Source organism: Arthrobacter sp. TJ-217, assembly GCF_058269255.1.
The window spans coordinates 62,912-86,255 of sequence record NZ_JBZCNJ010000001.1 but is presented as its reverse complement, the minus strand read 5'-3'; the positions used below and the strand labels follow the sequence as shown (position 1 = coordinate 86,255).

The following is a 23,344-nucleotide window of genomic DNA, read 5'->3' as shown; positions in this document are numbered from 1 at the left end:
GAACCCCGGCCAGCACTGGCCGGGGTTTTCTCACTGCACAAGCCTGAAAGGAACAAAACCATGGCAAAGCAGTTGGAGTTCAACGATGCAGCCCGCCGCGCCCTCGAGGCCGGCGTCGACAAGCTTGCAAACACCGTCAAGGTGACCCTTGGCCCGCGCGGACGCAACGTCGTGCTGGACAAGAAGTGGGGCGCACCCACGATCACGAACGACGGCGTCACAATCGCCCGTGAGGTCGAACTCGACGATCCCTACGAGAACCTCGGCGCGCAGCTGGCCAAGGAAGTAGCGACAAAGACCAACGACGTCGCCGGCGACGGCACCACCACGGCCACCGTGCTCGCACAGGCCCTGGTCAAGGAAGGCCTGCGCAACGTTGCCGCCGGCGCCGCACCGGGCCAGCTCAAGCACGGCATCGAGGTGGCGGTCGAGGCCGTCGCCGCACGCCTGCTCGAGAACGCCCAGGAAGTTGTCGGCCACCAGACCGCCAACGTCGCCGCGATCTCCGCCCAGAGCACCGAGGTGGGCGACCTGCTCGCCGAGGCGTTCGACAAGGTCGGCAAGGACGGCGTCATCACCATCGAGGAGTCCTCCTCGACGGTCACCGAGCTCGTCCTCACCGAGGGCATGCAGTTCGACAAGGGCTACCTTTCGCCGTACTTCGTGACCGACGCCGAGCGCCAGGAAGCCGTCCTCGAAGACGCGCTGATCCTGATCAACTCGGGCAAGATCTCCTCGCTCGCGGAATTCCTTCCCCTCCTGGAGAAGGCCCTGCAGGCCGGCAAGCCGCTGTTCATCATTGCCGAAGACATCGAAGGCGAAGCGCTGTCCACCCTCGTGGTGAACAAGATCCGCGGAACCCTCAATGCCGTCGCAGTGAAGGCCCCCGGCTTCGGCGACCGCCGCAAGGCAATGATGCAGGACATCGCCACCCTCACCGGTGCGCAGGTCGTTTCCCCCGACCTAGGCCTGAAGCTTGACCAGGTCGGCCTTGAGGTGCTGGGTTCGGCCCGCCGCATCACGGTCACCAAGGACGCGACAACCATCGTCGACGGCGCAGGCAGCGCCGCCGACGTCGCCGACCGCGTGGCGCAGATCCGCGCCGAGGTTGAGCGCACCGATTCCGACTGGGACCGCGAGAAGCTGCAGGAGCGGCTGGCGAAGCTTGCCGGCGGCGTTGGCGTCATCAAGGTCGGTGCCGCAACCGAGGTTGAGCTCAAGGAAAAGAAGCACCGCATCGAAGACGCCGTCTCAGCGACGCGTGCCGCACTCGATGAGGGAATCGTCGCAGGCGGCGGTTCGGCACTGGTCCACGCAGGCAAGGCCCTCGACACCGACAGCAGCGTCCTCGCCCTCGAGGGCGACGCCGCGACCGCCGTCGGCCTCGTGCGCCGCGCCCTGGCGCAGCCGCTGCGCTGGATCGCCGAGAACGCCGGACACGAAGGCTATGTCGTCGTCGCCAAGGTTTCGGAGCTCGATGACGGACACGGCTTCAACGCCGTCACCGGCGAGTACGAAAACCTTATCGACGCGGGCATCATCGATCCGGTCAAGGTCACGCGCTCGGCGCTGCGCAATGCAGCATCGATCGCCGCCCTGGTCCTGACGACGGAGACACTCGTCGTCGAGAAGCCTGCGGAGGACGACGAGGACGGCCACGGCCACAGCCACTAGTTCCCCGCTTTCGCACGATCACCGGCACCCCGGCCCCTTGTGGGCCGGGGTGCCGTTTCGTTACGGCGCTTCTGCAGGCGTTTCGTTGATGACGACCCGGAATAGGGCGCGGCCGTGAATGGTTTTAGAATTTAAGAGCCTGGCGGCGACGGAGCCCACGGCACCAGCCCCGGTGACCCCTGAAAGAGGACCTGTAGTGACCCATCTGTCTGAGCACAATGAGCCAAACGATCCCTTCGGATTCATCGGCCTCACCTACGACGACGTCCTGCTGCTGCCCGGCCACACCGACGTCATCCCCTCCGAGGCCGACACCTCCTCGCGCGTCTCGAAGCGGATCACCGTGAAGACGCCGCTGCTTTCGGCTGCCATGGACACCGTGACCGAATCGCGCATGGCCGTGGCCATGGCCCGTCAGGGCGGACTCGGCGTGATCCACCGCAACCTCTCCATCGCCGACCAGGCCGAGCAGGTCGACCGCGTGAAGCGCAGCGAGTCGGGAATGATCACCAACCCGCTGACCATCGGCCCCGAGGCAACGCTCCAGCAGCTCGACGAGCTGTGCGGCCAGTACCGCGTCTCAGGGCTCCCCGTCGTCGACGAGTTCGGGCACCTCCTCGGCATCGTCACGAACCGCGACACCCGTTTCGTGCCCGAGAGCGAGTTCCCGCACCGCCTCGTGCGCGAGGTCATGACCAAGATGCCGCTGATCACCGGGCATGTGGGCATCAGCGGTGATGAGGCAATCGCGCTGCTTGGAACGAACAAGATTGAAAAGCTTCCCCTTGTCGACGACGAAGGGATCCTCCGCGGCCTGATCACGGTGAAGGACTTCACCAAGGCCGAGCAGTACCCCCTGTCCACCAAGGACGACGACGGCCGCCTGCGCGTCGGCGCCGCGATCGGCTTCTTCGGTGACGGGTGGGAGCGCGCTATGGCACTCGTCGACGCCGGTGTTGACGCCCTCTTCGTCGACACCGCCAACGGCCACAGTGCCGGCGTGCTCGAAATGGTTGCCCGGCTCAAGGCCGACAAGGCCGTGTCGCACGTCGACATCATCGCCGGACAGGCAGCGACCCGGGCCGGTGCCCAGGCGCTGATCGACGCCGGTGCCGACGGCATCAAGGTCGGCGTTGGCCCCGGCTCGATCTGCACCACCCGCGTCGTCGCCGGTGTGGGTGTTCCCCAGGTCACCGCGATCTACGAATCCGCCAAGGCAGCCATTCCCGCAGGTGTTCCCCTCATCGCCGACGGCGGCCTCCAGTACTCCGGCGACATCGGCAAGGCGCTCGTGGCCGGTGCCGACACGGTTATGCTCGGCTCGCTCCTTGCAGGGTCGGCCGAGGCACCCGGTGAGCTGATCTTCGTCAACGGCAAGCAGTATAAGACCTACCGCGGCATGGGCTCACTCGGCGCCATGCAGACCCGCGGGAAGAACACCTCCTATTCCAAGGACCGCTACTTCCAGGCCGACGTCTCCGGTGACGACAAGCTCATCCCCGAAGGCGTCGAGGGCCGGGTCGCCTACCGCGGGCCGCTGGCCTCGGTGGCGTACCAGCTCGTGGGCGGTCTGCGCCAGACGATGTTCTACACCGGGGCGCGCTCCATCCCCGACCTCAAGGCGAAGGGCAAGTTCGTCCGCATCACCCCGGCCGGGCTGAAGGAATCCCACCCGCACGACATCCAGATGACCGTCGAGGCCCCCAACTACGGCTCCAAGTAGGGCAAGGGTTTGGCCGGCCGGTCCCGGCCGGTGTCTCCGTTGAGTTTGCACATCACCACCCTTTGACGCGCTCAAAGCGTGGTGACGTGCGGATTCGGCGGGGGTAGCGACGGCGGGTACGCGGCGTCCGGCGCGCGGGATGGCCGACGTCGTCCGCGTCTGAGGTGGCCGACGTCGTCCGCGTCTGAGGTGGCCGACGTCGTGCGCTGCGCACCGCAGTCGCCGCCCGCCGGTAGGGTCCTGGCCGGTGTCCCCGTTGAGTTTGCAGTTCACCACCGTTTGACGCGCTCGAAGCGTGGTGATGTGCGGTTTCGGCGGGGGGCGAGCGCGGGTACGCGAGGTCCCGCGCTCGAGGTGGTCGGCGTCGTCCGCGTCTGAGGTGGTCGGCGTCGTCCGCGTCCGAGGTGGTCGGCGTCGTCCGGCGCTCACCGCAGTCCCTGCCCGCCGGTAGGGTCCTGGCCGGTGTCCCCGTTGAGTTTGCAGGTCACCACCCTTTGGCGCGCTCGAAGCGTGGTGGTGTGCGGTTTCGGCGGGGGTAGCGACGGTGGGTACACGGCGCCCGGCGCTCGCGATTGCCGACGTCGTCCGCGTCCGAGGTGGTCGGCGTCGTCCGCTGCTCACCGCATTCCCGCCGATGTCCCCCTTGAATCGGCAGCTCACCACCCTTCGGCGCGCTCGAAGCGTGGTGGTGTGCGGTTTCGGCGGGGGTAGCGACGGTGGGTACACGGCGCCAAGTGCGGCAGCTCCCTGTCCGGGGAGCCGCCGCGGCATCGACTAGTCCCGCTCAGCGAGGAACCGCTCAAGGGCGGCGAGGTCGTCGGTATTGATGTGGTCGACGCCTGCCGCGAGCAGCTCAGCCCAGACGGCGTCCCGTTCGGGACCCGGGGCGTCCGGGGTGGCCCAGAAGCGCACCCGGGCTCCCTGTTCGTGGGCGGCAGCCACATATGCGGCAAGCTTTTCGCGTTCGGCAGCCGGCATATCGCCGACGCCCCGCCAGGAGAAGAGCTGCTGCCAGTTGTTGCTGATCAGGGGCATCAGTTCGGGAGGCAGGGCCGAGCCAAGGTCGGTGGCGCGGCCGTCGTAGAAGCCGAAGCGCTGGTCCGCGGCGGTCATGGCGGCGAGCGGACGGTTGCCGCTGACAACTGCAGTGACGGCCCCGGGTTTGGTCTTCCCATGGGTATAGCGGGTGAGCATCGTGCGGTGGTCGGCAAGCTCCTCCTCAAGGGCGGCGTAGGTTGCGGCACCATCACTCTTGATATCGATCAGCAGCTGGAACTGGCCGTCCCACCCCGGATAGACACTTCCTCGACGGCCGTCAACGAGCTCATCGAGCGGATCGAGGTAAAGGCTTTCGAGGGTTGCCCCGGCCCGAACGTCCTCGCGGTCGTGAGCGACGAGAAGCTCGCCGTCCACGAGCCAGATGTCGGCTTCGACACTGGTGAACCCGTGTTTCAGTGCGTCGTAGAGCGGGCGGTCGTGTTCGTAGTCATTATGGGCGTGAGCGGCCGCTCTGGGCTCGCCCAGTTCGACGCCGTCCTGTGTGGCAGTGGCCGGAGCGGAGCCCAGGGCGCCGAGCGCGGCGAGCGAGGCCGCAACAGCGGCTGTCCTTCGGAAGAGCATTGTGTTCCTTTCGTGGACGCCCCGGATGCGGGGCCCCTTCACGCTAGGGACAGGGGGTAATCACGAGGCTGCCCCGAGTTGACGTTCCGGTGAACTCGGAGGAGACAGTGCGGTCATGACCGGGTGCTGGGGCCATCTATCCGGCCGGACAAGGCGGCGGAGCAGGCGGCCTCACCGCCGGCGCCCGTGTTGAGCCGCCGCAGCCCGGGGCGCCGCACGGAAATAGCAAAGGGCGCAGAATGCCGTGATCAGGGCGGCATCGGCAACCGTGCCGCCGTAGTACATGAGCACCGCCCCCGCTGCGGCGTCGCCGCCGGTGACCCCCACGGGTGGATGGGCGTACAGGTACTTGGACAGCACGCTGTGGCTTGCCAGTGACAGGACAAGGACGGCGGCGCGCAGCGGCACCGGGGCCCGGTGCGGTGAAGGATCCACGGCGAGGACCGCGGCAGCGAAGAGGCAGCCGGCCGCCAGGAAGTGAAGGTGGACGGCCAGGTGCCCGACGGGGTGGGTGGTGAGGCGGAACACCGGAGTCGTGTAGAGGATCCACAGGGAACCCGCGTTGAGCACAACAGCGGTTACGGGGTGGGACAGGAACCGCACCGGGCCCGACCCGAGCAGCCGGGAGAGGCGCCGGGCGCGCTCGACCGTGAGGGCGCGCAGGGAGAGGGTGACGGGCGCTGCAAGCACCAGGAGCACCGGGGCAACCATTCCCGCCGCAAGGTGTGTGGCCATGTGGGCTGTGAAGTCCGAGCCGGCACCCGCTGCTGCCGGCCCCACAAGCCCGGCACCGGCGGCAAGAATCCCGGACGCCCACAGGATGGTTCGTTGCGCTGGCCATGGCCTGCCCCGGGCGCGTGCCCGCCGGGCGGCATCGAGGTAGGCCGCCAGCGCCGCTGCAAGGCCGATGAGAATGAGCCAGTCGAGGGGGAGGGCGAGAGCCCCGGCGGGGGAATCGGGATGGGTGTGCACGGCCGGCCTCAGTGTCCCGGAACGGCCCGCCGCCGGGCGCGGGACTCCCTGCGGGCAAGCACCACCCCGATGAGCAGCAGGACGAGCGCTCCAGCGTTCCAGGCCAGGTCGTAGGGCAGCAGTTCGACCCCGTAGCGGATTTGGTGGACGCGCAGCACCTTGTGGTCAATGAGCCCGTCGAACAGCTGGAAACCGCCAAGGCCGAGGAACGCACCGGCCAGGGCCGCGCCCCTAGAAAAGGTGCGCCTGCGCACGGTGTCGGCGATCAGGAAGAAGCCGGCAATCAGCAGGAACAGCTCCACCGCGTGCAGCAGGCCGTCCGAAAGCAGGCCGACGGTGTCGGTGGAGCGGTCATAGAAATGATGCCAGGCGAGGATCTGATGGAACACGATCTCGTCAACCGCCGCCATGGTCCCGACACCGATCATGACGGCGGCCCACAGGGAACGGTCCTTCCCCAGGCGGGTGGAGGCCGGCTCTGCATTCATTGGGGTCCTCCATCGTGGGCCGAACCGTGGGGGCGCCTGCCCAGCGCCCGACCGCGGCACCGGGCGGCGGTCCCTTCCCACACTAGGGTCCCGTGCCGCCGGCCGCGAGGCCGGGTACGGAGCAGGAAGGGGTGGTCACGGCGTGATAATCTCCATTCCGGTTCACCGGCCGGGCGGCAAGTGGATTGAAGTTCCGGTGCCGAGGAGGGATACAAGCGATGGCAGAAAGCCCGGTAGTCCCGACTCCGTCCGAGGCAATCCTTTCCTTCGGGCCGCTTTTGCTCCTTTTCCTGGCGGCACTCGCGATTCTCGTCTATGTCGTTTGCGGCATATATCGGAGGGTGAAAGCCACGAGGGTATCTTCCCCTCTCCCAGGAGGCAGGGACGAAACCTCCGGATAGCGTCCCGGCCCTCAGAGTTCGCCCCGACGGGCACCTATAGTTGACTCGTCCCGGTGCTGTGACAGGAAGGAAACCCCCATGGGTGTGGTGGCGGTGATCGGAGGAACGGGCGCCATCGGCTCCCTCGTGACCGAGGAGTTGCTGCGCCGCGGAGTAGACGTCACGGTCGTGTCCCGCAGCGGGCCGCGGAACGGTTCGGCGTCCGGGCAGGGGCCAACGCACCGGGTGGCCGACGTTTCAACCGGAGAGGGCCTCCGCAGCGCACTGCGGGGTGCGGAGGCGCTGATCGACGTGACGAATGCGAAGTCGCGCAGGGCCCAGCAGCAGACGCTGGTGCAGGGGCCGGTGCGCCTGCTGGTTGCCGCGGCCGCCGAAGGGGTCGGCAGGGCGGTCCTGCTTTCCATCACCGGGGTGGACAGGTCGCCCCTTGGCTACTACCAGGCAAAGGTCGCCCAGGAGCAGGCCTACCTCGGCTCGGGGCTCGACGCCTGCGTCCAGCGCGCAACCCAGTTCCACACCTTCCTCGACTCCCTCCACTCGTCCCTCGCGCCCGTAAGGCTCTGCCCCTACTTCGGTGGTGCCTGGTTCCAGCCGATCGAGCCGTCCGCCGTCGCAGGCCGCCTGTGCGACCTCCTGGCCTCCGGAACCCCGGGAATGGCCCAGGACATTGCGGGGCCGGAACTGAAGCCGGCCGGCGAGTTCGCCCAGGACTACCTGCGCGCGCGCGGGCGGAAGGCAGTTCGGCTGCGGCTGCCCCTGCCCGGGCGGGCGGGTGAGGCCCTCCGGTGCAGGAGCAACATCCCCGAAGATCCACTGGTTCTCGGTTCGAGCTACGCGCAGTGGGCCAGCAACCGCTAAGCCGGCAAAAGGTGCCGCCGCCCGGCTGGACCGGCTCCGCTTAGGGTGCCGCCAGGGGCACGGCGGTTCCCGCCACGGTGACCCGGTCGTCGCCGGGCGTAACGGTGACGGCCAGCTTGCTGGGCCGGCCCATGTCCTCGCCCTGGAGGATGGTGAAGGTGGCCGGCCCACTCACCTGCCCCAGTGCGCGCAGGTACCCGCCGAGCGCCGCGGCGGCCGCGCCGGTGGCAGGATCCTCAACCACTCCGCCCACCGGAAACGGGTTGCGGGAATGGAAGACGCCGGCGCTCTCGCGCCAGAACAGCTGGACGGTTGTCCACCCGCGGTGGGTCATCAGGTTCTTCAGAGCCGGAAAGTCATAGTCGAGGGAGGCAAGCCGCTCCCGTGTCCCCGCGGCGAGCACCAGATGGTCGTTGCCCCCGAATGCAACGTGCGGCGGAAAGGCCGGGTCCAGGTCCTGCCTTGCCCACCCCAGCGCGGCGAGCGCCTGCGCGGTTTCCGTGTCGGACGCCGGGCGGCTTCGAGTGGGGGCGCTGCGCAGCGCAGCACTGTGGCCTCCATTGTGCGCGGTGGTTGAGACGGCAATCTCCCCGGCCGCAGTGGCGAACCGCAGCTCGCCCGGGCCGTTCCGCCGCGCCAGGGCGACGCCGGCGGCGATTGTCGCATGGCCGCAGAAGGCCACCTCAGCGAGCGGGCTGAAGTAGCGCAGGCGGAAATCGCGCGGCCCGTCCTGCGTGGCAAAGGCCGTCTCCGAATAACCGACGTCGGCGGCGATCTGCTGCATCTGGGCCCCGGAGAGCCCGCTCGCGTCAAGGACGACCCCAGCCGGGTTTCCGCCGGAAGGGCTGTCCGTGAAGGCGGCGAAACGAAGGATTTCAGTCATTGACCAACCGTCGCATGTCCGGCAGGCAGCTGCCAGCCCTCCGCCGGGCGAAACCCGCCCGGCGGAGGAAGGAACGGTAAACAAAGAACCGGTGAGGAGGATACCGGCCGAGCAACTGCCTATGCGTCGACGACGATCGCGGTGATCACCGGCGTGCGGTTGTAGAAACGCCGCATCCAGTTGGCCGTGGCCCGCTCGATGACGGCTTCGGGGTCCAGCGTGCGGGCCCCGCGTCCGCCCTGGCGGCCGGAGGGTCCGTCGGCGAGGGCCTTCTCGACGGCGGTGCCGGCCTTGTCGAGGTCGGCCGGATCGCACGAGAAGCCCTGGATGAAGAACTCCGGGGGTTCGGTCATCGTGCCGGTTTCGGCGTCGATGATGGCGAGAACGGTCACCGAGCCTTCCTCGGCCAGGCGGCGCCGCTCGCGGAGGGTCTCCTCGGTGATGCCGCCGACGCTCGCCCCGTCGACGAAGACGAGCCCGGCGGGCACCTTGCCCGAGACGGTGACCCGTCCGCGGTGGAGGTCGACGGTGACTCCGTCTTCGGCGATGACGACGTTCCGCGGGTCGACGCCCGTCGCGACGGCGATCTCCGAGTTGGCCCGCAGGTGGCGCCATTCGCCGTGCACCGGCATGACGTTGCGGGGCTTGACGATGTTGTAGCAGTAGGCGAGCTCGCCGGAGCTGGCGTGACCCGAGACATGGACCTTCGCGTTGCCCTTGTGCACCACGTTCGCGCCGATTTCGGTCAGCGCGTTGATGATGCCGTAGATGGCGCTCTCGTTGCCGGGGATCAGCGAGCTCGCAAGCAGCACGGTGTCGCCCTCGGCAATGCGGATGGCGTGGTCCTTGTTGGCCATGCGGGACAGGGCGGCCATGGGCTCGCCCTGGGACCCGGTGCAGATGAGGACCACCTTGTGGTCGTCGGTGCGTTCGAGCTTCTTGAAGTCAACGAGCAGGCCCTGCGGAATGTTGAGGTACCCGAGGTCCGCAGCGATGGTCATGTTGCGCACCATCGAGCGGCCGACGAAGGCGACCTTGCGGCGGTGCCGGTGGGCGGTGTCGATGATCTGCTGGATGCGGTGGATGTGGCTCGCGAAGCTCGAGACGATGATGCGGCGCGGTGCGGTGCGGAAGACGGCGTCGATCGCAGGCCCGAGGTCCTTTTCCGAGGTGGTGAAGCCGGGAACGTCGGCATTCGTGGAGTCGGTGAGGAACAGGTCCACCCCTTCCGCGCCGAGGCGGGCGAAGCCGGCCAGGTCGGTGATGCGGCGGTCAAGCGGGAACTGGTCCATCTTGAAATCGCCGGTGTGGAGCACCATGCCGGCCGGAGTGCGGATCGCGACGGCGAGGCTGTCCGGGATGGAGTGGTTCACGGCGACGAATTCGAGGTCGAAACCGCCCATCGTCCGCCGGTCGCCTTCCTTGACCTGGACGGTCTTCGGAGTGATCCGGTGTTCCTTCAGCTTGGCCTCAACGAAGGCGAGGGTGAGCTGGGAGCCGACCAGGGGAATGTCCGCGCGCTCCCGGAGCAGGTAGGGGATGCCGCCGATGTGGTCCTCATGGCCGTGCGTGAGCACGACGGCGACGACGTCGTCGAGGCGGTCACGGATGGAGGAGAAGTCGGGGAGGATCAGGTTGACGCCGGGGTGGTGGTCTTCGGGGAAGAGCACCCCGCAGTCGACGATCAGCAGTTTGCCGGCGAATTCGAAAACGGTCATGTTTCTGCCGATTTCCCCGATTCCGCCAAGGGCGACAATCCGCATTGCGCCCTTCGCCAGTGCGGGAGGCGCTTTGAGGACGGCAGGTGATTTATTCACAGATTAATGTTCTCTCGTTAAGGTCGGAGCGGGGCAGATGCCCGCGCCGTGAAATAGGTCTGGCTCAGCGCTGCGCCACCTGGAGCGGACGTGTACCGGCCGCCCGGGCTCAAAGCGCGGGCGGAGTCGGTCAGCTGCGCCAATGCGTAAATGCCCCCTTCGTAGGAGGGTGCACGGGTTACCACGCCATCGGCCATGCTGCTCATTCGCTTCGCTGCAGGGTTGTTCCTTAGTGCAACTCTATTCCGCGCGAAGGGTAACGGCTAATCAGGGCGCCCGGGACCCGGCCCCGGTGGAGCCGTCCGGCGCCGGGGTTACGCCGCTGGGATAACCTAGAGCAGTGACTTATGAGATTGAGATCGGCCGTGCCAAGCGTGGACGCAGAGCGTACTCCCTCGACGATGTCGCGGTTGTGCCCTCGAGGCGCACCCGCGACCCGCTCGATGTGTCGGTGAGCTGGCAGATCGACGCGTACCAGTTCGAGATGCCCGTCATCGCGGCGCCGATGGACTCGGTCATGTCCCCGGCAACGGTCATTGCGATGGGTCAGCTCGGCGGGCTCGGCGTGCTCAACCTTGAAGGGCTTTGGACCCGCTACGAGGACCCGCAGCCGGTCCTCGACGAGATCGCCGGGCTCAGCGAGGAGAACTTCAGCCCCGCCGCGACCCGCCGCATGCAGGAACTGTATGCGGCGCCCATCCAGGCCGACCTGATCACCAGCCGCCTCGCCGAGATCCGCGAGGCCGGGGTGACGGTCGCCGGCTCGCTGACGCCCCAGCGCACCCAGCAGTTCTACAAGACGGTCCTCGCCGCCGGCGTCGACATCTTCGTGATCCGGGGAACAACGGTTTCCGCCGAGCACGTTTCGAAGAACGAAGAACCGCTGAACCTCAAGCAGTTCATCTACGAACTCGACGTTCCCGTGATCGTCGGCGGCGCCGCCGGCTACACGCCCGCGCTTCACCTCATGCGCACCGGCGCGGCCGGCGTCCTTGTCGGCTTCGGGGGAGGGGCGACGACGACGACGCGCCGGGCGCTCGGCATCCACTCCCCGCTCGCCTCGGCCATCTCCGATGTGGCGGCGGCCCGCCGTGACTACATGGACGAATCCGGCGGACGCTACGTCCACGTCATCGCGGACGGCGGCATGGGTGCCAGCGGCGACATCGTCAAGGCGATCGCTATGGGCGCCGACGCCGTGATGCTCGGCTCGGCCCTTGCGCGTGCGGAGGAGGCCCCTGGCAAGGGCTGGCACTGGGGCCAGGAGGCGCACCATTCCGAGCTTCCCCGCGGCGACCGCGTCAACATCGGCACCGTCGGACCGCTCAAGGAGGTGCTGTGGGGACCCTCCCACCACACCAACGGAACCTCGAACGTCATCGGTGCCCTGCGCCGCGCCATGGCCACCACCGGCTACTCCGACCTCAAGGAATTCCAGCGGGTGGAGGTTGTTCTCTCTCCCTATGTTTCAAACGATTGATTGCCTAGAGTTGGCTTACGCAGAACTCAACGTTCCGGAGGGTTACGGCCATGGCAGCAGGAGCACTAAGTCCCGAGTACCGCAGTGAGGCAATCGAGGCCCTGAAAGCCACGAGCGGGCCGGGCAAGGAACTTGACATCCTGATTGTCGGTGGCGGCGTTGTCGGCGTCGGCTCCGCGCTCGACGCCGTGACCCGGGGGCTGAGCACCGGCATCGTCGAGGCCCGCGACTGGGCCTCTGGGACATCGTCCCGGTCCTCGAAGCTGATCCACGGCGGGCTGCGCTACCTCGAGATGCTCGACTTCGCCCTCGTCCAGGAGGCCCTCAAGGAACGCGGTCTGCTCATCCAGCGCATCGCCCCGCACCTGGTGAAGCCAGTGCCGTTCCTCTACCCGCTCTCGAAGCGCTTCCTTGAACGCCCCTACGTCGGGGCCGGCATCGCGCTCTACGACGCCCTGAGCATCGGCGGCGGACATTCGCGAGGTGTGCCCTTCCACAAGCACCTCACCCGGCGCGGCACGCTGCGCGCGGCGCCCAGCCTGAAGAAGGACGCCATGGTGGGTTCCATCCGCTACTACGACGCCCAGGTCGACGACGCCCGATACGTGGTGAACATGATCCGCACGGCCGTGCACTACGGGGCGCAGGCAGCCAACCGGGTCACCGTCGTGAATTTCCTGCGCGAGGGGGAGCGGGTTGTCGGTGCCCAGGTCAAGGACCAGGAGACCGGCGAGGAGTTCAGCATCCGCGCCAAGCAGGTCGTCAACGCCACCGGAGTCTGGACGGACGAGACACAGGCAATGGTGACTGACCGCGGCCAGATGAAGGTGCGCGCGTCAAAAGGCATCCACCTCGTTGTCCCCCGGGATCGGTTCCAGTCGACAGTCGGGCTGATCCTGCGCACCGAGAAGTCGGTCCTTTTCGTCATCCCCTGGGGCAGGCACTGGATCATCGGTACCACCGACACAAAGTGGGACCTCGACAAGGCCCACCCAGCAGCCTCCTCGCAGGACATCGACTACATCCTCGAGCACGTCAACCGGGTGCTCAAGCGGCCCCTGACCCGGGAGGACGTCGAGGGCGTCTACGCGGGGCTCCGCCCGCTGCTGGCCGGGGAAAGCGACTCGACGGCGAAGCTCTCCCGCGAGCACGTCGTCGCCCACCCGGTGCCCGGGCTCGTGGTTGTCGCCGGCGGCAAGTGGACCACCTACCGGGTCATGGCCAAGGACGCCGTCGACGAGGCTTCCCGCGCCCTTGACGAGCGGGTCCCCGAGAGCTGCACCGATTCGGTGCCGCTGCTTGGAGCCGAAGGCTACAAGGCCGCATGGAACAAGCGAGCCCGGATGGCCGAGGACTCCGGAATCCACGTCGCACGCGTGGAGCACCTGCTCCAGCGGTACGGCACGCAGGCGGACTCGATCCTTGAACTCATCAAGTCCGACCCGGCGCTCGGCGAGCCGCTGCCAGGTGCCGACGACTATCTCGCCGCCGAGGCGGTCTTTGCCGTCACCCACGAGGGGGCGCGCCACATCGAAGACATCCTCACTCGCCGCACCCGGATCTCCATCGAGTCCTGGGACCGCGGCGTCTCGGCCGCCCCGGTGGTCGCCGACCTGATGGGCCCGCTGCTTGGCTGGAGCGAGCAGCAGGTCGCCCGCGAGGTCAAGCACTACCTCGCCCGTGTCCAGGCGGAGCGGCTCAGCCAGGAACAGCCCGACGACGTCTCGGCCGACAGCGCCCGCATGGGTGCGGAGGACATCGTCCCGGTAAGCTAGGCAACGGCCGCACCCCCGGCGTGGACACTGTGGTGTGGTGACGGCTGCGGGCACGATGAGAGGCACAATGTGAGTGAACGGTCCCTGGAGCTGCACGACGCCGAGCTGACGACACCGGACCTGGTGATCCTCGAGATGGAGGCGTCCTCCAAGGAAGATGCGAGCGCTCAGCTGGCGGCCCGGCTGCATGCCGCAGGGCGAATCTCCGATCTCGGTGCGTTCCTCGACCAGGTGAATTCCCGCGAGCACCAGATGGCCACCGGCCTGCCCGGGGGAGTGGGCCTGCCGCACGCGCGCAGCGAGTACGTGACCCAGACCTCGATCGCCGTCGGTGTGGCCCGGTACGGGTACAGCCTCGATTTCGGCGCCGTCGACGGTCCCGCGACCCTGGTGCTGCTCATCGCAACCCCCGCCTCATCCTTCTCCGAGCACCTCGAGGTGCTCGCCACGATCGCCCGCAGCCTGTTCAAGGAGAACTTCCGCGAATCCCTGCGCCGCGCCCACGACGCCGAGGTGGTCGCTGAACTGATCAACTCGTCGTTGATCTTCTTCGACCACTGACCCCGCCTGGCGCGGCGGTTATTCGCTGCGCCAGGAGTGCCACAGGGAGGCGTAGGAGCCCTCGAGCGCCAGCAGCTCATCGTGGGAGCCGAGCTCGGTGATCCTGCCGTCCTCAACGACCGCCACGCGGTCGGCGTCGTGGGCGGTGTGGAGCCGGTGCGCTATTGCGACGACCGTGCGCCCCTCAAGGACCACGTTGAGCGAGCGTTCGAGGTCGCGTGCGGCCTGCGGGTCGATCAGCGAGGTCGCTTCGTCGAGGACGAGGGTGTGCGGGTCGGCCAGGATCAGGCGCGCCAGGGCGAGCTCCTGGGCCTGGGCCGGCGTCAGCTCCCAGGCACCGGACCCCACTTCCGTTTCGAGGCCCTCCGGGAGGGCCTCGGCCCAGGAGAGCGCGCCGACGGCGCCGAGGGCTCCGGCGATCTCCGCAGTCGAGGCGTCGGCCCGGCCCAGCCTAACGTTGTCGGCGACGGAGCCCACGAACACGTGGTGCTCCTGGGTGACGAGGGCGACTTCCCGCCGGAGCTGATCCAGCGGGCGGTCAACCAGCGGAACCCCGCCCACGGTGGCCGATCCGGCGGTGGGCGGGTGGATTCCCGCGATCAGGCGCCCCAGCGTCGATTTTCCGGCACCCGAGGGGCCGACGACCGCCAGCCGTTCGCCGCGCCGCAGGGACAGGTTGATGCCGTGAAGCACCTTGTGCCCGGGCCGGTAGGCGTAGGTCGCCTCGGTGAGCACGATGTCCTCGGTGGCGGGCTCGGCCGTTGTTGCCCACCGGTCCGGAGGCACGTCCTTGACGCCGATGATCCGCGCGAGGGAGGCGGCACCGACCTGGATCTCATCGGTCCACATAATGAGCAGGTCAACCGGGTCGATCAGCCGGACGGCGAGCAGGGCGACCGCCGCGACCGCTCCGGGCGTGACAATCTCCAGGGAGGCCAGCCAGCCGCCCCACAGCAGAACCGCGGCGACGGGCAGCCAGAAGGCAATGTCGGCGGCGGGGAAGAGCACGGTGCGCAGCCACAGCGTGTAGCGCTCCGCCGAGTAGCTTGACTTCAGGGCATCATCGAGGCGCCCTCGGCGGACGCCGCCGAGGTCGAGCGCGTCAACGGTGCGTGCCCCTTCGATGGTTTCGGTGACCACGCCGTTGACGACGGCGTAGGTCTCCCGTTCCTTTTGGTAGCCGACGGAACTGCGCCGCAGGTACCACCGGGTCACCGGGTACAGCAGGGGAAGCCCCACCAGGAGGGCGATTGACAGCACCGGAGAGGCGACAACGGCAGCGGCAAGGGTGAGCACGATGGTGATCACGGAGACAACGACCTGGGGAACCCCAAAGCGTACGGTATGGGACACGGCGTCGATGTCGTTGGTGGTCCGTGCCACGAGGTCGCCCGTTCCGGCCTTCTCCACGGTGGACAGCGGCAGGGCGGTGACCTGCTCAAGGAAGTCCTCGCGCAGTTGGGCGAAAACGTTCTCCCCGAACACCATCCCGGCACGCACGGCGAACCGCCGGAGCAGGGACTGCACGAGCAGGAACCCGAGCATGAGCAGCGACATCCCGGAGACGTAGGCGGTTGTGGTTCCGCCGATCACCGCGTCAACAACCTGCCCCAGCAGCAGCGGGCCGGCCAGGCCGGCGACGGCTGAACCGGCATACAGGGCGATGACGGCACCCAGCCCGCGCTTGTGCCGGCGGACCAGCCGTGCCGCCTCGGCGCGCACGGCCGGCCCGCCCGCAACGGGAAGCTTGTCCGGGGTCGGGGCTGGGGCCGGTGCCTGCACCGTTGCCTGTGGTTCTTCGGTCTGCGGCCGGGTTTCACTCACTGCGGATCACAACATTCCTGTACGTTGGGTTGCTTGCCATCAGGTCACGGTGCCGGCCCGCGTCGCTGACCGTTCCGTCCTCGAGGAACACCACGTCGTCCATGACGCCGAGCAGCATGGGGCTGGTGGTCACGATCAGCGTTGTCAGCTCCGGCCGGCCGCGGGCGCCGCGGAGGCGGGCGGCGATCCGCGACTCGGTGTGGGCGTCGACGGCGCTTGTGGGTTCGATCAGGACGAGGTTCTCCGCCTCGGTGAGCAGCGCGCGGGCCAGGACGATGCGCTGGCGCTGACCGCCGGAAAACCCGCGGCCGCGTTCGGTCACCTCATGGTCGAGCCCGTCCTCCACTCCGTTGAGGATGTCGAGGGCGCTTGCTGCTTCAAGTGCTTCAAGGATCGCGGCGTCGCCGTGGCGCTGTTGCGGATCGAGCCCGGAGCGCAGCGATCCGGTGAAGAGCTGGGGGCTTGCCTCGCTGACGACGATGCGGCGGCGGATATGGCCGCGCGCGACCCTGCGCAGGACCGCCGGCCCCCAGCGCACCTCGGCGGCTTCGAGCACCTTGTCGTCGAAGCGCCCCAGCCGCGTGGCAAGGGCGGCGGCGCCTGCGGCATCGGCCGAAACGAGCGCGGTGAGCCGGCCCGGGCGCAGCGCCAGGCCGCTCACCGCGTCAACCAGGGGCGCGCCTGCCGCCGGCGGCGGCTCGCTGCCCGCAGGGTCACTGCCGGCGGCACCGCTGCCGGAAGCGTCGCGGATTCCCGGCTCCACCCGGAGTACGGCGATGATCTTCCGTGCGGCGACGTGGGCCCGGATGAAACGGGAAACGGCGTCGGCGGCGGTGCGGATCGGCGTCATCAGGAACACCGAGAACCCGTACAGCGCAACGAGCTCTCCCGGCGTGATGTCTCCGCCGAGCACGAGCACCGCCCCCACCCACGTGAACACAACACTGAACGCCCCGGCGATGAACACCTGGGATGCCTCGAGGTCCGCCAGCGAGTGGGCAACGCGGATTCCCGAGTCGCGGGTCACGGCCGACTTGGCGCGGTAGCGGTCCACGAAGATGTGCTCGCCGCCGATCCCGCGCAGCACGCGCAGGCCGGCAACGGTGTCGGCTCCGACGGCGGTCATCTTGCCGGCGGCGGCGCGCTGTTCGCGCTGACGTTCCTGCATCGGGCGCACCACGAACAGCAGCAGCGCGCAGCAGGACGGAACGCCCACCAGCACCAGCAGTCCCAGCAGCCCGGAGGTCCGGCTGATCAGTGCGCTGACGGCCAGCCACGCCGCGACTGCTCCTGCAAGACGCGCCGCCACGTCGAAAGCCTCGCCCAGACGGAACACATCCGATGCCGCCGTCGAAACGACTTCGCCGGTGGAGAGTGAATTCGGCAGGGCCTCACCGGTGGAGGTGATCTTGTGGCCAACCAGCCGCACCGACTTGAAGGAGGCTTGGAGCCAGCTGCTCACGGCAACCCGGTGCCCGAGCGTGTCGGCCGCTGCCTGGACGACCATCAGCCCGAGCAGGATCAGCACCTCCACCGCCAGTGCCGAGGGGTTCCCTCCGAGTATCCCGTTGTCAAGGGCTCGGCCGAGGATGAACGGCATGAGGGCCTGCGCCACCATCCATACGGCGCCGAGGAAGGCTCCGGCGGCAAGCGTCGCCTTCTGCTTTGAGGCAAGCCACAGGAGGTATCGGGCAGGGGAGCGGAGCTCCGGAGCACCGGGGTCGGGATAGGGATAGGAGCGCACGAGAACTCATCCTAGACCGTCAAGCGGAGAAGTGATAGAGGTTACCCAATCACTTCTAGCCGGGAACTTCGGCCAGGACACTTCGGACCGCCGCCCGCGCGGTGCGCCTGCCGGCGGCGCGGGAGGCCCGGCGGCCAGCCGCGTTTTCCGCGGGCCCGAACAATGGCGCCGGGACAAATTCATCCTGCCGAATCGGCCTTATGCGATAAAGCAGCGCCGCCGCTGGCCCGGCCATTTTTGAATTGCGCCGAAAATGAAAGCATGCTTGCTATATCGGGTGTCCGCCAATTCCCGCGCGGCGCACCGCCCCACAATAGCGGCGGCGGCGGACACCGCCGGGTGTCCGATATAGTCTCATCCGGTGCAATTTATCGGCGCAGCCGGGCCCCGGCACATTTACCGCAGCCCGAAGCCCCCGCCAAGCCCCAAAATCGAGAATCAGCAAGGAAGGAACAATCCGGTGCCGGACGAAGCATGGCGCACTGATCCGCTGAGCCTGCGGGACGTTGTCCTTGACCGCACGGAGATGCAGTCAAGGCTCGACGAGGCCCCTCCCGTGGAGCGGGTATGGATCCTTGCGCTGCTCGACCGCTTCGATGAGGCCGAGCGCGAAGTCCAGGCGATCCTGCGCGAGCGCGGAGAACGGTACGCGACGCTGCTGCTGCTCGCCTACGTTCGCCTGCGCCAGTTTCGCTGGTGGGAAGCCGCGGAGCTGCAGGAGGCGGCGCTGCGCAGGGCCCGGACCCCGGCGCGTGAGGCGCAGATGCGCTACGAGATCGGCAGGCGGTTCTTTGAAGAGGGCCGGTACCAGGCCGCCGCCGACGAGTTCCAGTGGGCCTACGACCTGCGCCGCACCAGCGGTTCCGGATACGAACTGCTCGCTTCGTCCCGCGAGGCGATGGCGCGCGCCCGCACTCTCGCCGCCCGCGGCTGGGCCTGAGCCGCACCCCCGGCGGCGCTCCCGCCGGCGTTAGCCGGCAATCCACGGTTAAGCGCAGGATCAGCGCAGGATTTCTAGAGGAATTACCTGCTGTTTTTGCACTTGGTGATTTCCGCAGGATTCCCCGTCCTAGTGTTAGAAAACGGGTGGTTTTCCGTTCCCTTAGGGCGGCAAACCGAATGGCACATTCACGAACGCCGCACCGCCCGTGCATATATCGGATTTCGCTTGAAGGGGGCAGCCTACGTTGAACAGTGAAGAGCGCAACGAACTCGTTCTGAAGAATCTTCCCCTGGTGGGCTATCTGGTTTCCGAAGTCTGTGCAAAGTCCCCCCACCTTTCGCGCGACGACCTTGCCGGAGCCGGCGCGCTCGCCCTCGTCTCCTCGGCGCGGTCGTTCGACCCCGAGATCGGGGTGCGGTTCGGAACCTTCGCGCGGCGCCGGATTCTCGGCGCATTCGCCGACGACATGCGCTCCTCCGACTGGGCAAGCCGCGACACCCGGCGCAAGATCAAGGCCACCCTCGCCGTCACCGAGGTGCTCACCGGGGCCCTGCAGCGCAACCCCTCGACCGCGGAGATCGCCGACGTCCTCGGCGTAAGCCCCGAAGCGGTTGGCGCAACGCTCGCCGACGCTGCGCGGACCGTCTCCGCCCTTGACGAGACGATGCCCGAGGCGCTTGCGGCAACCATCGCCACACCGGAGGAATCCCTCCTGGTTTCCGAACAGACCCGCTACCTGCGGGCGGCCGTCCAGGCTCTGCCCGAGAAGATGCGGTACATCATCGAGCAGACCTACTTCGAGGACCGCCCGGTGAAGGACCTGGCCGAGGAGTTCGGATCGACGCACTCGGCCGTATCCCAGCAGCGCTCCGAAGCCATTCGGCTGCTGCGCGACGGCATGGCCACGGTGTACCCGGACCACGAGGGCGGAAAGCACGAGCCGGAGTCAAGGATCAAGTCCGCCCGCCGCAACGCCTACCTTGGCTCCCTCGCAGCGGCAACCGCATCGGGCGCCGCTGCGCCGCGCCACCGGCCTGCAATGGTGCCCGCCTCGGCCTGACGGCGCTCCGTCCCCGACAGGACCAACCCCGGACGACGCGGTCCCCACACCGGCCTGCAATGGTGCCCGCCTCGGCCTGACGGCGCTCCGTCCCCGACAGGACCAACCCCGGACAACGCGGCCCTGACGACGCGGCCCTGACAACGCGGCCCTGACAACATGGCCCTGACGGCCCCTGCCGGGCAACACCAAGGGTCGACACGCGAGGGCCGGCACACAAGGGCCGGCACACAGGGGCGGAGGCAGCGCCGCACACCCCAACCGGTCAGGAACCGCTCTCCGCTTCCTTGTCCGTTGCCTTGAGCAGCTCCCGGAGCTGGTCCTCGGCCCCGTCGCTCGAGCCGCTGGCCGAGAGATTGGCTTCGATGACGGCCTGGAGGATTTCACCGCGCTGGATCTTGATTCCGCGGGGGGCCTCGATGCCGATCTTGATGCCATCACCGCGCGATTCAAGAATGGTGATGACGATGTTGTCGCCAATATGAATCTTCTCGTTGAATTTCCGCGTCAGTACCAGCACAGTAAAAGCCTATCTTTCTTCAGGGACCGGCGGTGAAACCGCGGGCCGTTCCCGACGGAAGTGACGGCGCTCCGGCCGGAGCGCCGTCGATCCACACGACCGGAAGGCCGAGCGCCGAGACGCTCTCCGGAGTCTGCGTGTCGGCGAAGGAAAAGGCTGCGACGCCGCTCACCTCCGTGGCCGCCTCCACCGCCTCAACCCAGGAGACCGTTACTTCGTGCTTGCGGGTCGCGTCGACGGCCACCCACAGCTGGTCGGCATTGAGCGCCTGGAGTGCCGGCATGTGCGCGAACGTTTCGGCGGGCCGGCCCAGCCCGAACGCAATAACGAGGGGCGAGCGGGCCAGTACGGCCTCCGCCCGCGCTTCGAGGCCCTGCCGCCGGTTGGAAAGGAAAGGGATGCCCTCCACCCGGAGCGCCCCTGCCGTGTAGAGGGCTGTCGTGCCGGCCGCGGACCGCACGGCCCGCGCCGCGTCGAGGGCGTCCTGCCCGGGTCCGGCCACAACGATGCACGCCCCGGGCGAGGTCAGCGGCTCGGGGGCCGCAGCGAAGCGGGCCGGCGGCCTGACCGTCGTCGTCAGTTCCTCAAGGAAGGAATTGAAGGTCCGCGTCTCGGTCGACACGGAGACCGCGCTTGCCGTTCCCGCTGCGTTGATCTCCGCCTCTGCGCGGTCCGCATCGGCGAGCAGGGCCGCGATCCCGCCCCGTGACGGGAGGATGGGCAGGGGATCGGTCGACGGAGCCGAAGCGTCGGGCACCTCCACCGTCACCTCGTAGTGGTGCTTGGCGAAGAACCCTGCAAGGCCGCCGACGGTCACGGCCTCGGCGCGGACAATGACCGCGTCGGGGCCGTATTCGATGCGCGCCCTGCGCAGCACGGCGTCGATCGTTGGCCCGCTAAGGTGATACCGGTTCGGCGCCACGGACCACTCCTATCGTGTCGATGGGGACGTTGGCTGACTGCGCTTCCTGGTAGGACAGTACCGGCAGCCCGCCGACCCGTGCGGAAACCAGGCGCCGCACCGCGGGGCGGATCAGCGGGGCGCAGACGAGCACCGGTTCGTGCCCCTCGGCCGTCGCCGCGGCGACGGCGGAGGTGAGCGATGCGAGCAGCGCCTCGATGCGGTTGGCGTCGATGAGGATCTGGCTGCCGCCCTCCGCCGGACGCAGTCCCTCAAGCAGTGACTGCTCAAGGCCCGGTTCGATCATGATGACGTTGAGCCGGCCCTCATTGAGGTGCCGGACCGCCAGGGCCGGGCCGAGCGCCCGCCGGGCGGCCTCCACGAGCCCTTCGGGGTCGGAGGAGACCTTCGCGCGCAGGGTGAGGGATTCGAAGATCCGTGGAAGGTCATTGATCGGCACGTGCTCCTCGAGGAGGCCCTGGAGCACCCGCTGCACCTCGGCGAGCGAGAGCAGCGCCGGCACGAGCTCCTCCACGGCCGAAGGGCTCGCCTCCTTCACGCTTTCGGTCAGCAGGCGCACGTCCTCACGGGTGAGCAGCCGGGCGGCGTTGGCGGTCACAATCGAGGAGAGGTGGGTGACGAGCACCGAAACCCGGTCGATGACGGTGGCGCCGGTCATCTGGGCACTGTGCGCCATCGCGGCCGGCACCCACTTGCCGGGCAACCCGAACACGGGCTCCATCGTCGCGGTTCCGGGCAGGGCGTCAAGGAAGTCTCCGAGGGCCAGCACCTTTCCCGCCGGAGCCTCGCCCCGCCCCGCTTCGACGCCGCCGATGCGGATCGCGTAGGTGCCCGGGGGGAGGTCGAGGCTGTCGCGGGCATTGACCGGGGGAATGACAAAGCCAAGGTCCATCCCGATCTTCTGGCGCAGGCTCCGTACCCGCGCGAGGAGATCATCCGAGGCACCGGTGACCGTGTCGACGAGGTCGGCGGCGAGCAGGATTTCAAGCGGCTGGACACGCAGGCGCCGGATGAGTTCCTCAGGCGTCTCGGGCTGCACCTCTGCCGGCGCCGAAGCCTCCCGCAGCGCTGCGCTCGCGGCTGCGGCCTCACCGGCCTTGATCCGCTGCGAGGTGAAGACCAACGCCGCTCCGACCAGCAGGAACGGGAGCTTGGGCATCCCCGGAATGAGCGCAAGGGCGACAGCGGCGGTCCCCGCAATCAGCAGCGCGTTTCGCGACTGGGCCAGCTGCTTGGAGGCGGTGGTCCCCATGTCCGATTCGGCGTTGGAACGGGTCACGATCATGCCGGTCGCCACCGCCATGAGCAGCGCCGGAATCTGCGTGACGAGGCCGTCGCCGATGGTCAGGATGGCGTAGGTGCGCAGCGCCTCGGGGGCGGGCATGCCGTGCATGGCCATGCCGATGCAGACCCCGCCGATGAGGTTGATGAGCAGGATGATGATTCCCGCGATCGCATCGCCCTTGACGAATTTCGAGGCCCCGTCCATGGCGCCGTAGAAGTCGGCCTCCGCCGATACCTCTGCACGGCGTTCCTTAGCCTGCTCGTCGGTGACCAGGCCAGCGTTGAGGTCGGCGTCGATGGCCATCTGCTTGCCCGGCATGGCGTCGAGGGTGAACCGGGCACCGACCTCGGCCACTCGCTCGGCGCCCTTTGTGACAACGAGGAACTGGATCACCACGAGGATCAGGAAGATCACCGCCCCGATGATGATGTTCCCGCCGACAGTGACCTGCCCGAACGCCTCGATAATCTTCCCCGCGTGGGCCTCCCCGAGGATGAGCCGTGTTGAAGCGACGTTGAGGCCGAGCCGGAACAGGGTGGCAACGAGCAGCAGTGAGGGGAACACCGAGAAGTCGAGCGGCTTCTGCACGAACATTGAGGTGAGGAGGACTACAAGGGCAAGCAGGATATTCGCGGCGATGAGGAAATCGAGCAGCCCGGCAGGCACGGGCACGATGAGGAGCATGATGATGCCGACGACGCCGATCGGCACGGCCAGTCTTGAGAACAGCAGGTTCACGGAGTTGTCCTTCGCTCACGGGCCCCGCACCACGGCGGGAAGATTGGTTCTGGAAG

General features: G+C 68.1%; 18 protein-coding genes. 8 read left to right on the top strand and 10 right to left on the bottom strand.

Annotated elements, in window-relative coordinates; genetic code table 11:
• Positions 1-60 precede the first annotated feature (60 nt).
• Both groL and guaB read left to right on the top strand, forming a co-directional pair.
• Positions 61-1,674, top strand: a complete 1,614-nt coding sequence (gene groL, locus AC4D2R_RS00440; RefSeq protein ID WP_490901352.1) for a chaperonin GroEL — start codon at positions 61-63, stop codon at positions 1,672-1,674.
• 196 nt (positions 1,675-1,870) lie between these two features.
• Entirely contained in the window at positions 1,871-3,397 is a 1,527-nt protein-coding gene (guaB, locus tag AC4D2R_RS00435) for an IMP dehydrogenase (RefSeq protein WP_490936477.1), read from the top strand.
• 774 nt (positions 3,398-4,171) lie between these two features.
• Here guaB and AC4D2R_RS00430 read toward each other — a convergent pair.
• The 3 genes from AC4D2R_RS00430 to AC4D2R_RS00420 form a co-directional block, all read right to left on the bottom strand.
• Complete coding sequence (locus AC4D2R_RS00430; RefSeq protein WP_490936475.1) at positions 4,172-5,017, bottom strand: phosphatidylinositol-specific phospholipase C/glycerophosphodiester phosphodiesterase family protein; 846 nt, start codon at positions 5,015-5,017, stop codon at positions 4,172-4,174.
• Positions 5,018-5,188: 171 nt separating this feature from the next.
• Positions 5,189-5,989, bottom strand: a complete 801-nt coding sequence (locus tag AC4D2R_RS00425) for a cytochrome c oxidase assembly protein (RefSeq protein WP_490936473.1) — start codon at positions 5,987-5,989, stop codon at positions 5,189-5,191.
• An 8-nt stretch (positions 5,990-5,997) separates the two neighbouring features.
• Complete coding sequence (locus AC4D2R_RS00420) at positions 5,998-6,477, bottom strand: DUF2243 domain-containing protein (protein ID WP_490936471.1); 480 nt, start codon at positions 6,475-6,477, stop codon at positions 5,998-6,000.
• 479 nt (positions 6,478-6,956) lie between these two features.
• On the opposite strand from AC4D2R_RS00420, the gene AC4D2R_RS00415 reads away from it, so the two are divergent.
• The gene (locus AC4D2R_RS00415) at positions 6,957-7,736 is read left to right on the top strand and encodes an SDR family oxidoreductase (RefSeq protein ID WP_490936469.1); all 780 of its coding nucleotides are present in this window, start codon (positions 6,957-6,959) and stop codon (positions 7,734-7,736) included.
• A 40-nt stretch (positions 7,737-7,776) separates the two neighbouring features.
• On the opposite strand, the gene AC4D2R_RS00410 is transcribed toward AC4D2R_RS00415, so the two are convergent.
• Entirely contained in the window at positions 7,777-8,619 is an 843-nt protein-coding gene (locus AC4D2R_RS00410; RefSeq protein WP_490936467.1) for a PhzF family phenazine biosynthesis isomerase, read from the bottom strand.
• A gap of 119 nt (positions 8,620-8,738) precedes the next feature.
• Positions 8,739-10,382 carry a ribonuclease J gene (locus AC4D2R_RS00405; protein ID WP_490901528.1) on the bottom strand — a complete coding sequence of 548 codons (1,644 nt, stop codon included), beginning with the start codon at positions 10,380-10,382 and terminating at the stop codon, positions 8,739-8,741.
• A gap of 394 nt (positions 10,383-10,776) precedes the next feature.
• Here AC4D2R_RS00405 and AC4D2R_RS00400 point away from each other — a divergent pair, with 394 nt between their 5' ends.
• From AC4D2R_RS00400 to AC4D2R_RS00390, 3 genes are all read left to right on the top strand, one after another.
• Positions 10,777-11,916 carry a GuaB3 family IMP dehydrogenase-related protein gene (locus AC4D2R_RS00400; RefSeq protein ID WP_490936465.1) on the top strand — a complete coding sequence of 380 codons (1,140 nt, stop codon included), beginning with the start codon at positions 10,777-10,779 and terminating at the stop codon, positions 11,914-11,916.
• A 50-nt stretch (positions 11,917-11,966) separates the two neighbouring features.
• On the top strand, positions 11,967-13,691 hold the full coding sequence (locus AC4D2R_RS00395) for a glycerol-3-phosphate dehydrogenase/oxidase (RefSeq protein ID WP_490936463.1): 1,725 nt from the start codon (positions 11,967-11,969) through the stop codon (positions 13,689-13,691).
• Positions 13,692-13,760: 69 nt separating this feature from the next.
• Positions 13,761-14,252: a PTS sugar transporter subunit IIA gene (locus tag AC4D2R_RS00390; protein ID WP_490901366.1), complete on the top strand. Its 492-nt coding sequence runs from the start codon at positions 13,761-13,763 to the stop codon at positions 14,250-14,252.
• Between the two features lie 18 nt (positions 14,253-14,270).
• Here the strand turns inward: AC4D2R_RS00390 and AC4D2R_RS00385 are convergent, their stop codons facing one another.
• A complete protein-coding gene (locus AC4D2R_RS00385) occupies positions 14,271-16,034 on the bottom strand; it encodes an ABC transporter ATP-binding protein (RefSeq protein WP_490937342.1) in 1,764 nt (587 codons plus the stop codon).
• Between the two features lie 34 nt (positions 16,035-16,068).
• Positions 16,069-17,820 carry an ABC transporter transmembrane domain-containing protein gene (locus AC4D2R_RS00380; RefSeq protein WP_490936461.1) on the bottom strand — a complete coding sequence of 584 codons (1,752 nt, stop codon included), beginning with the start codon at positions 17,818-17,820 and terminating at the stop codon, positions 16,069-16,071.
• 460 nt (positions 17,821-18,280) lie between these two features.
• Between AC4D2R_RS00380 and AC4D2R_RS00375 the strand changes: the two genes are divergently transcribed.
• Positions 18,281-18,760, top strand: coding sequence for a hypothetical protein (locus AC4D2R_RS00375; protein ID WP_490936459.1), 480 nt, complete (start codon positions 18,281-18,283; stop codon positions 18,758-18,760).
• A 247-nt stretch (positions 18,761-19,007) separates the two neighbouring features.
• Entirely contained in the window at positions 19,008-19,823 is an 816-nt protein-coding gene (locus AC4D2R_RS00370) for a sigma-70 family RNA polymerase sigma factor (RefSeq protein WP_490936457.1), read from the top strand.
• Positions 19,824-20,088: 265 nt separating this feature from the next.
• Here AC4D2R_RS00370 and csrA read toward each other — a convergent pair whose 3' ends face one another.
• The 3 genes from csrA to AC4D2R_RS00355 are packed head-to-tail and all read right to left on the bottom strand — an operon-like array spanning position 20,089 to position 23,234.
• Positions 20,089-20,343 (bottom strand): carbon storage regulator CsrA, encoded by a 255-nt coding sequence (gene csrA, locus AC4D2R_RS00365; RefSeq protein WP_490901372.1) that lies wholly within the window; start codon positions 20,341-20,343, stop codon positions 20,089-20,091.
• A gap of 19 nt (positions 20,344-20,362) precedes the next feature.
• Positions 20,363-21,265, bottom strand: a complete 903-nt coding sequence (locus AC4D2R_RS00360) for a hypothetical protein (RefSeq protein ID WP_490936455.1) — start codon at positions 21,263-21,265, stop codon at positions 20,363-20,365.
• Entirely contained in the window at positions 21,240-23,234 is a 1,995-nt protein-coding gene (locus AC4D2R_RS00355) for a flagellar biosynthesis protein FlhA (protein ID WP_490901532.1), read from the bottom strand. The genes AC4D2R_RS00360 and AC4D2R_RS00355 overlap by 26 nt, the downstream gene beginning before the upstream one ends.
• Between the last annotated feature and the right edge of the window lie 110 nt (positions 23,235-23,344).

What these genes read in the sequence shown, in the direction of transcription:
- AC4D2R_RS00355 (WP_490901532.1), bottom strand. Translation starts at nt 23,234, where the DNA reads ATGCTCCTCATCGTGCCCGTGCCTGCCGGGCTGCTCGATTTCCTCATC.
- AC4D2R_RS00405 (WP_490901528.1), bottom strand. Translation starts at nt 10,382, where the DNA reads ATGCGGATTGTCGCCCTTGGCGGAATCGGGGAAATCGGCAGAAACATG.
- AC4D2R_RS00420 (WP_490936471.1), bottom strand. Translation starts at nt 6,477, where the DNA reads ATGAATGCAGAGCCGGCCTCCACCCGCCTGGGGAAGGACCGTTCCCTG.
- groL (WP_490901352.1), top strand. Translation starts at nt 61, where the DNA reads ATGGCAAAGCAGTTGGAGTTCAACGATGCAGCCCGCCGCGCCCTCGAG.
- AC4D2R_RS00395 (WP_490936463.1), top strand. Translation starts at nt 11,967, where the DNA reads ATGGCAGCAGGAGCACTAAGTCCCGAGTACCGCAGTGAGGCAATCGAG.
- AC4D2R_RS00415 (WP_490936469.1), top strand. Translation starts at nt 6,957, where the DNA reads ATGGGTGTGGTGGCGGTGATCGGAGGAACGGGCGCCATCGGCTCCCTC.
- AC4D2R_RS00430 (WP_490936475.1), bottom strand. Translation starts at nt 5,017, where the DNA reads ATGCTCTTCCGAAGGACAGCCGCTGTTGCGGCCTCGCTCGCCGCGCTC.
- AC4D2R_RS00410 (WP_490936467.1), bottom strand. Translation starts at nt 8,619, where the DNA reads ATGACTGAAATCCTTCGTTTCGCCGCCTTCACGGACAGCCCTTCCGGC.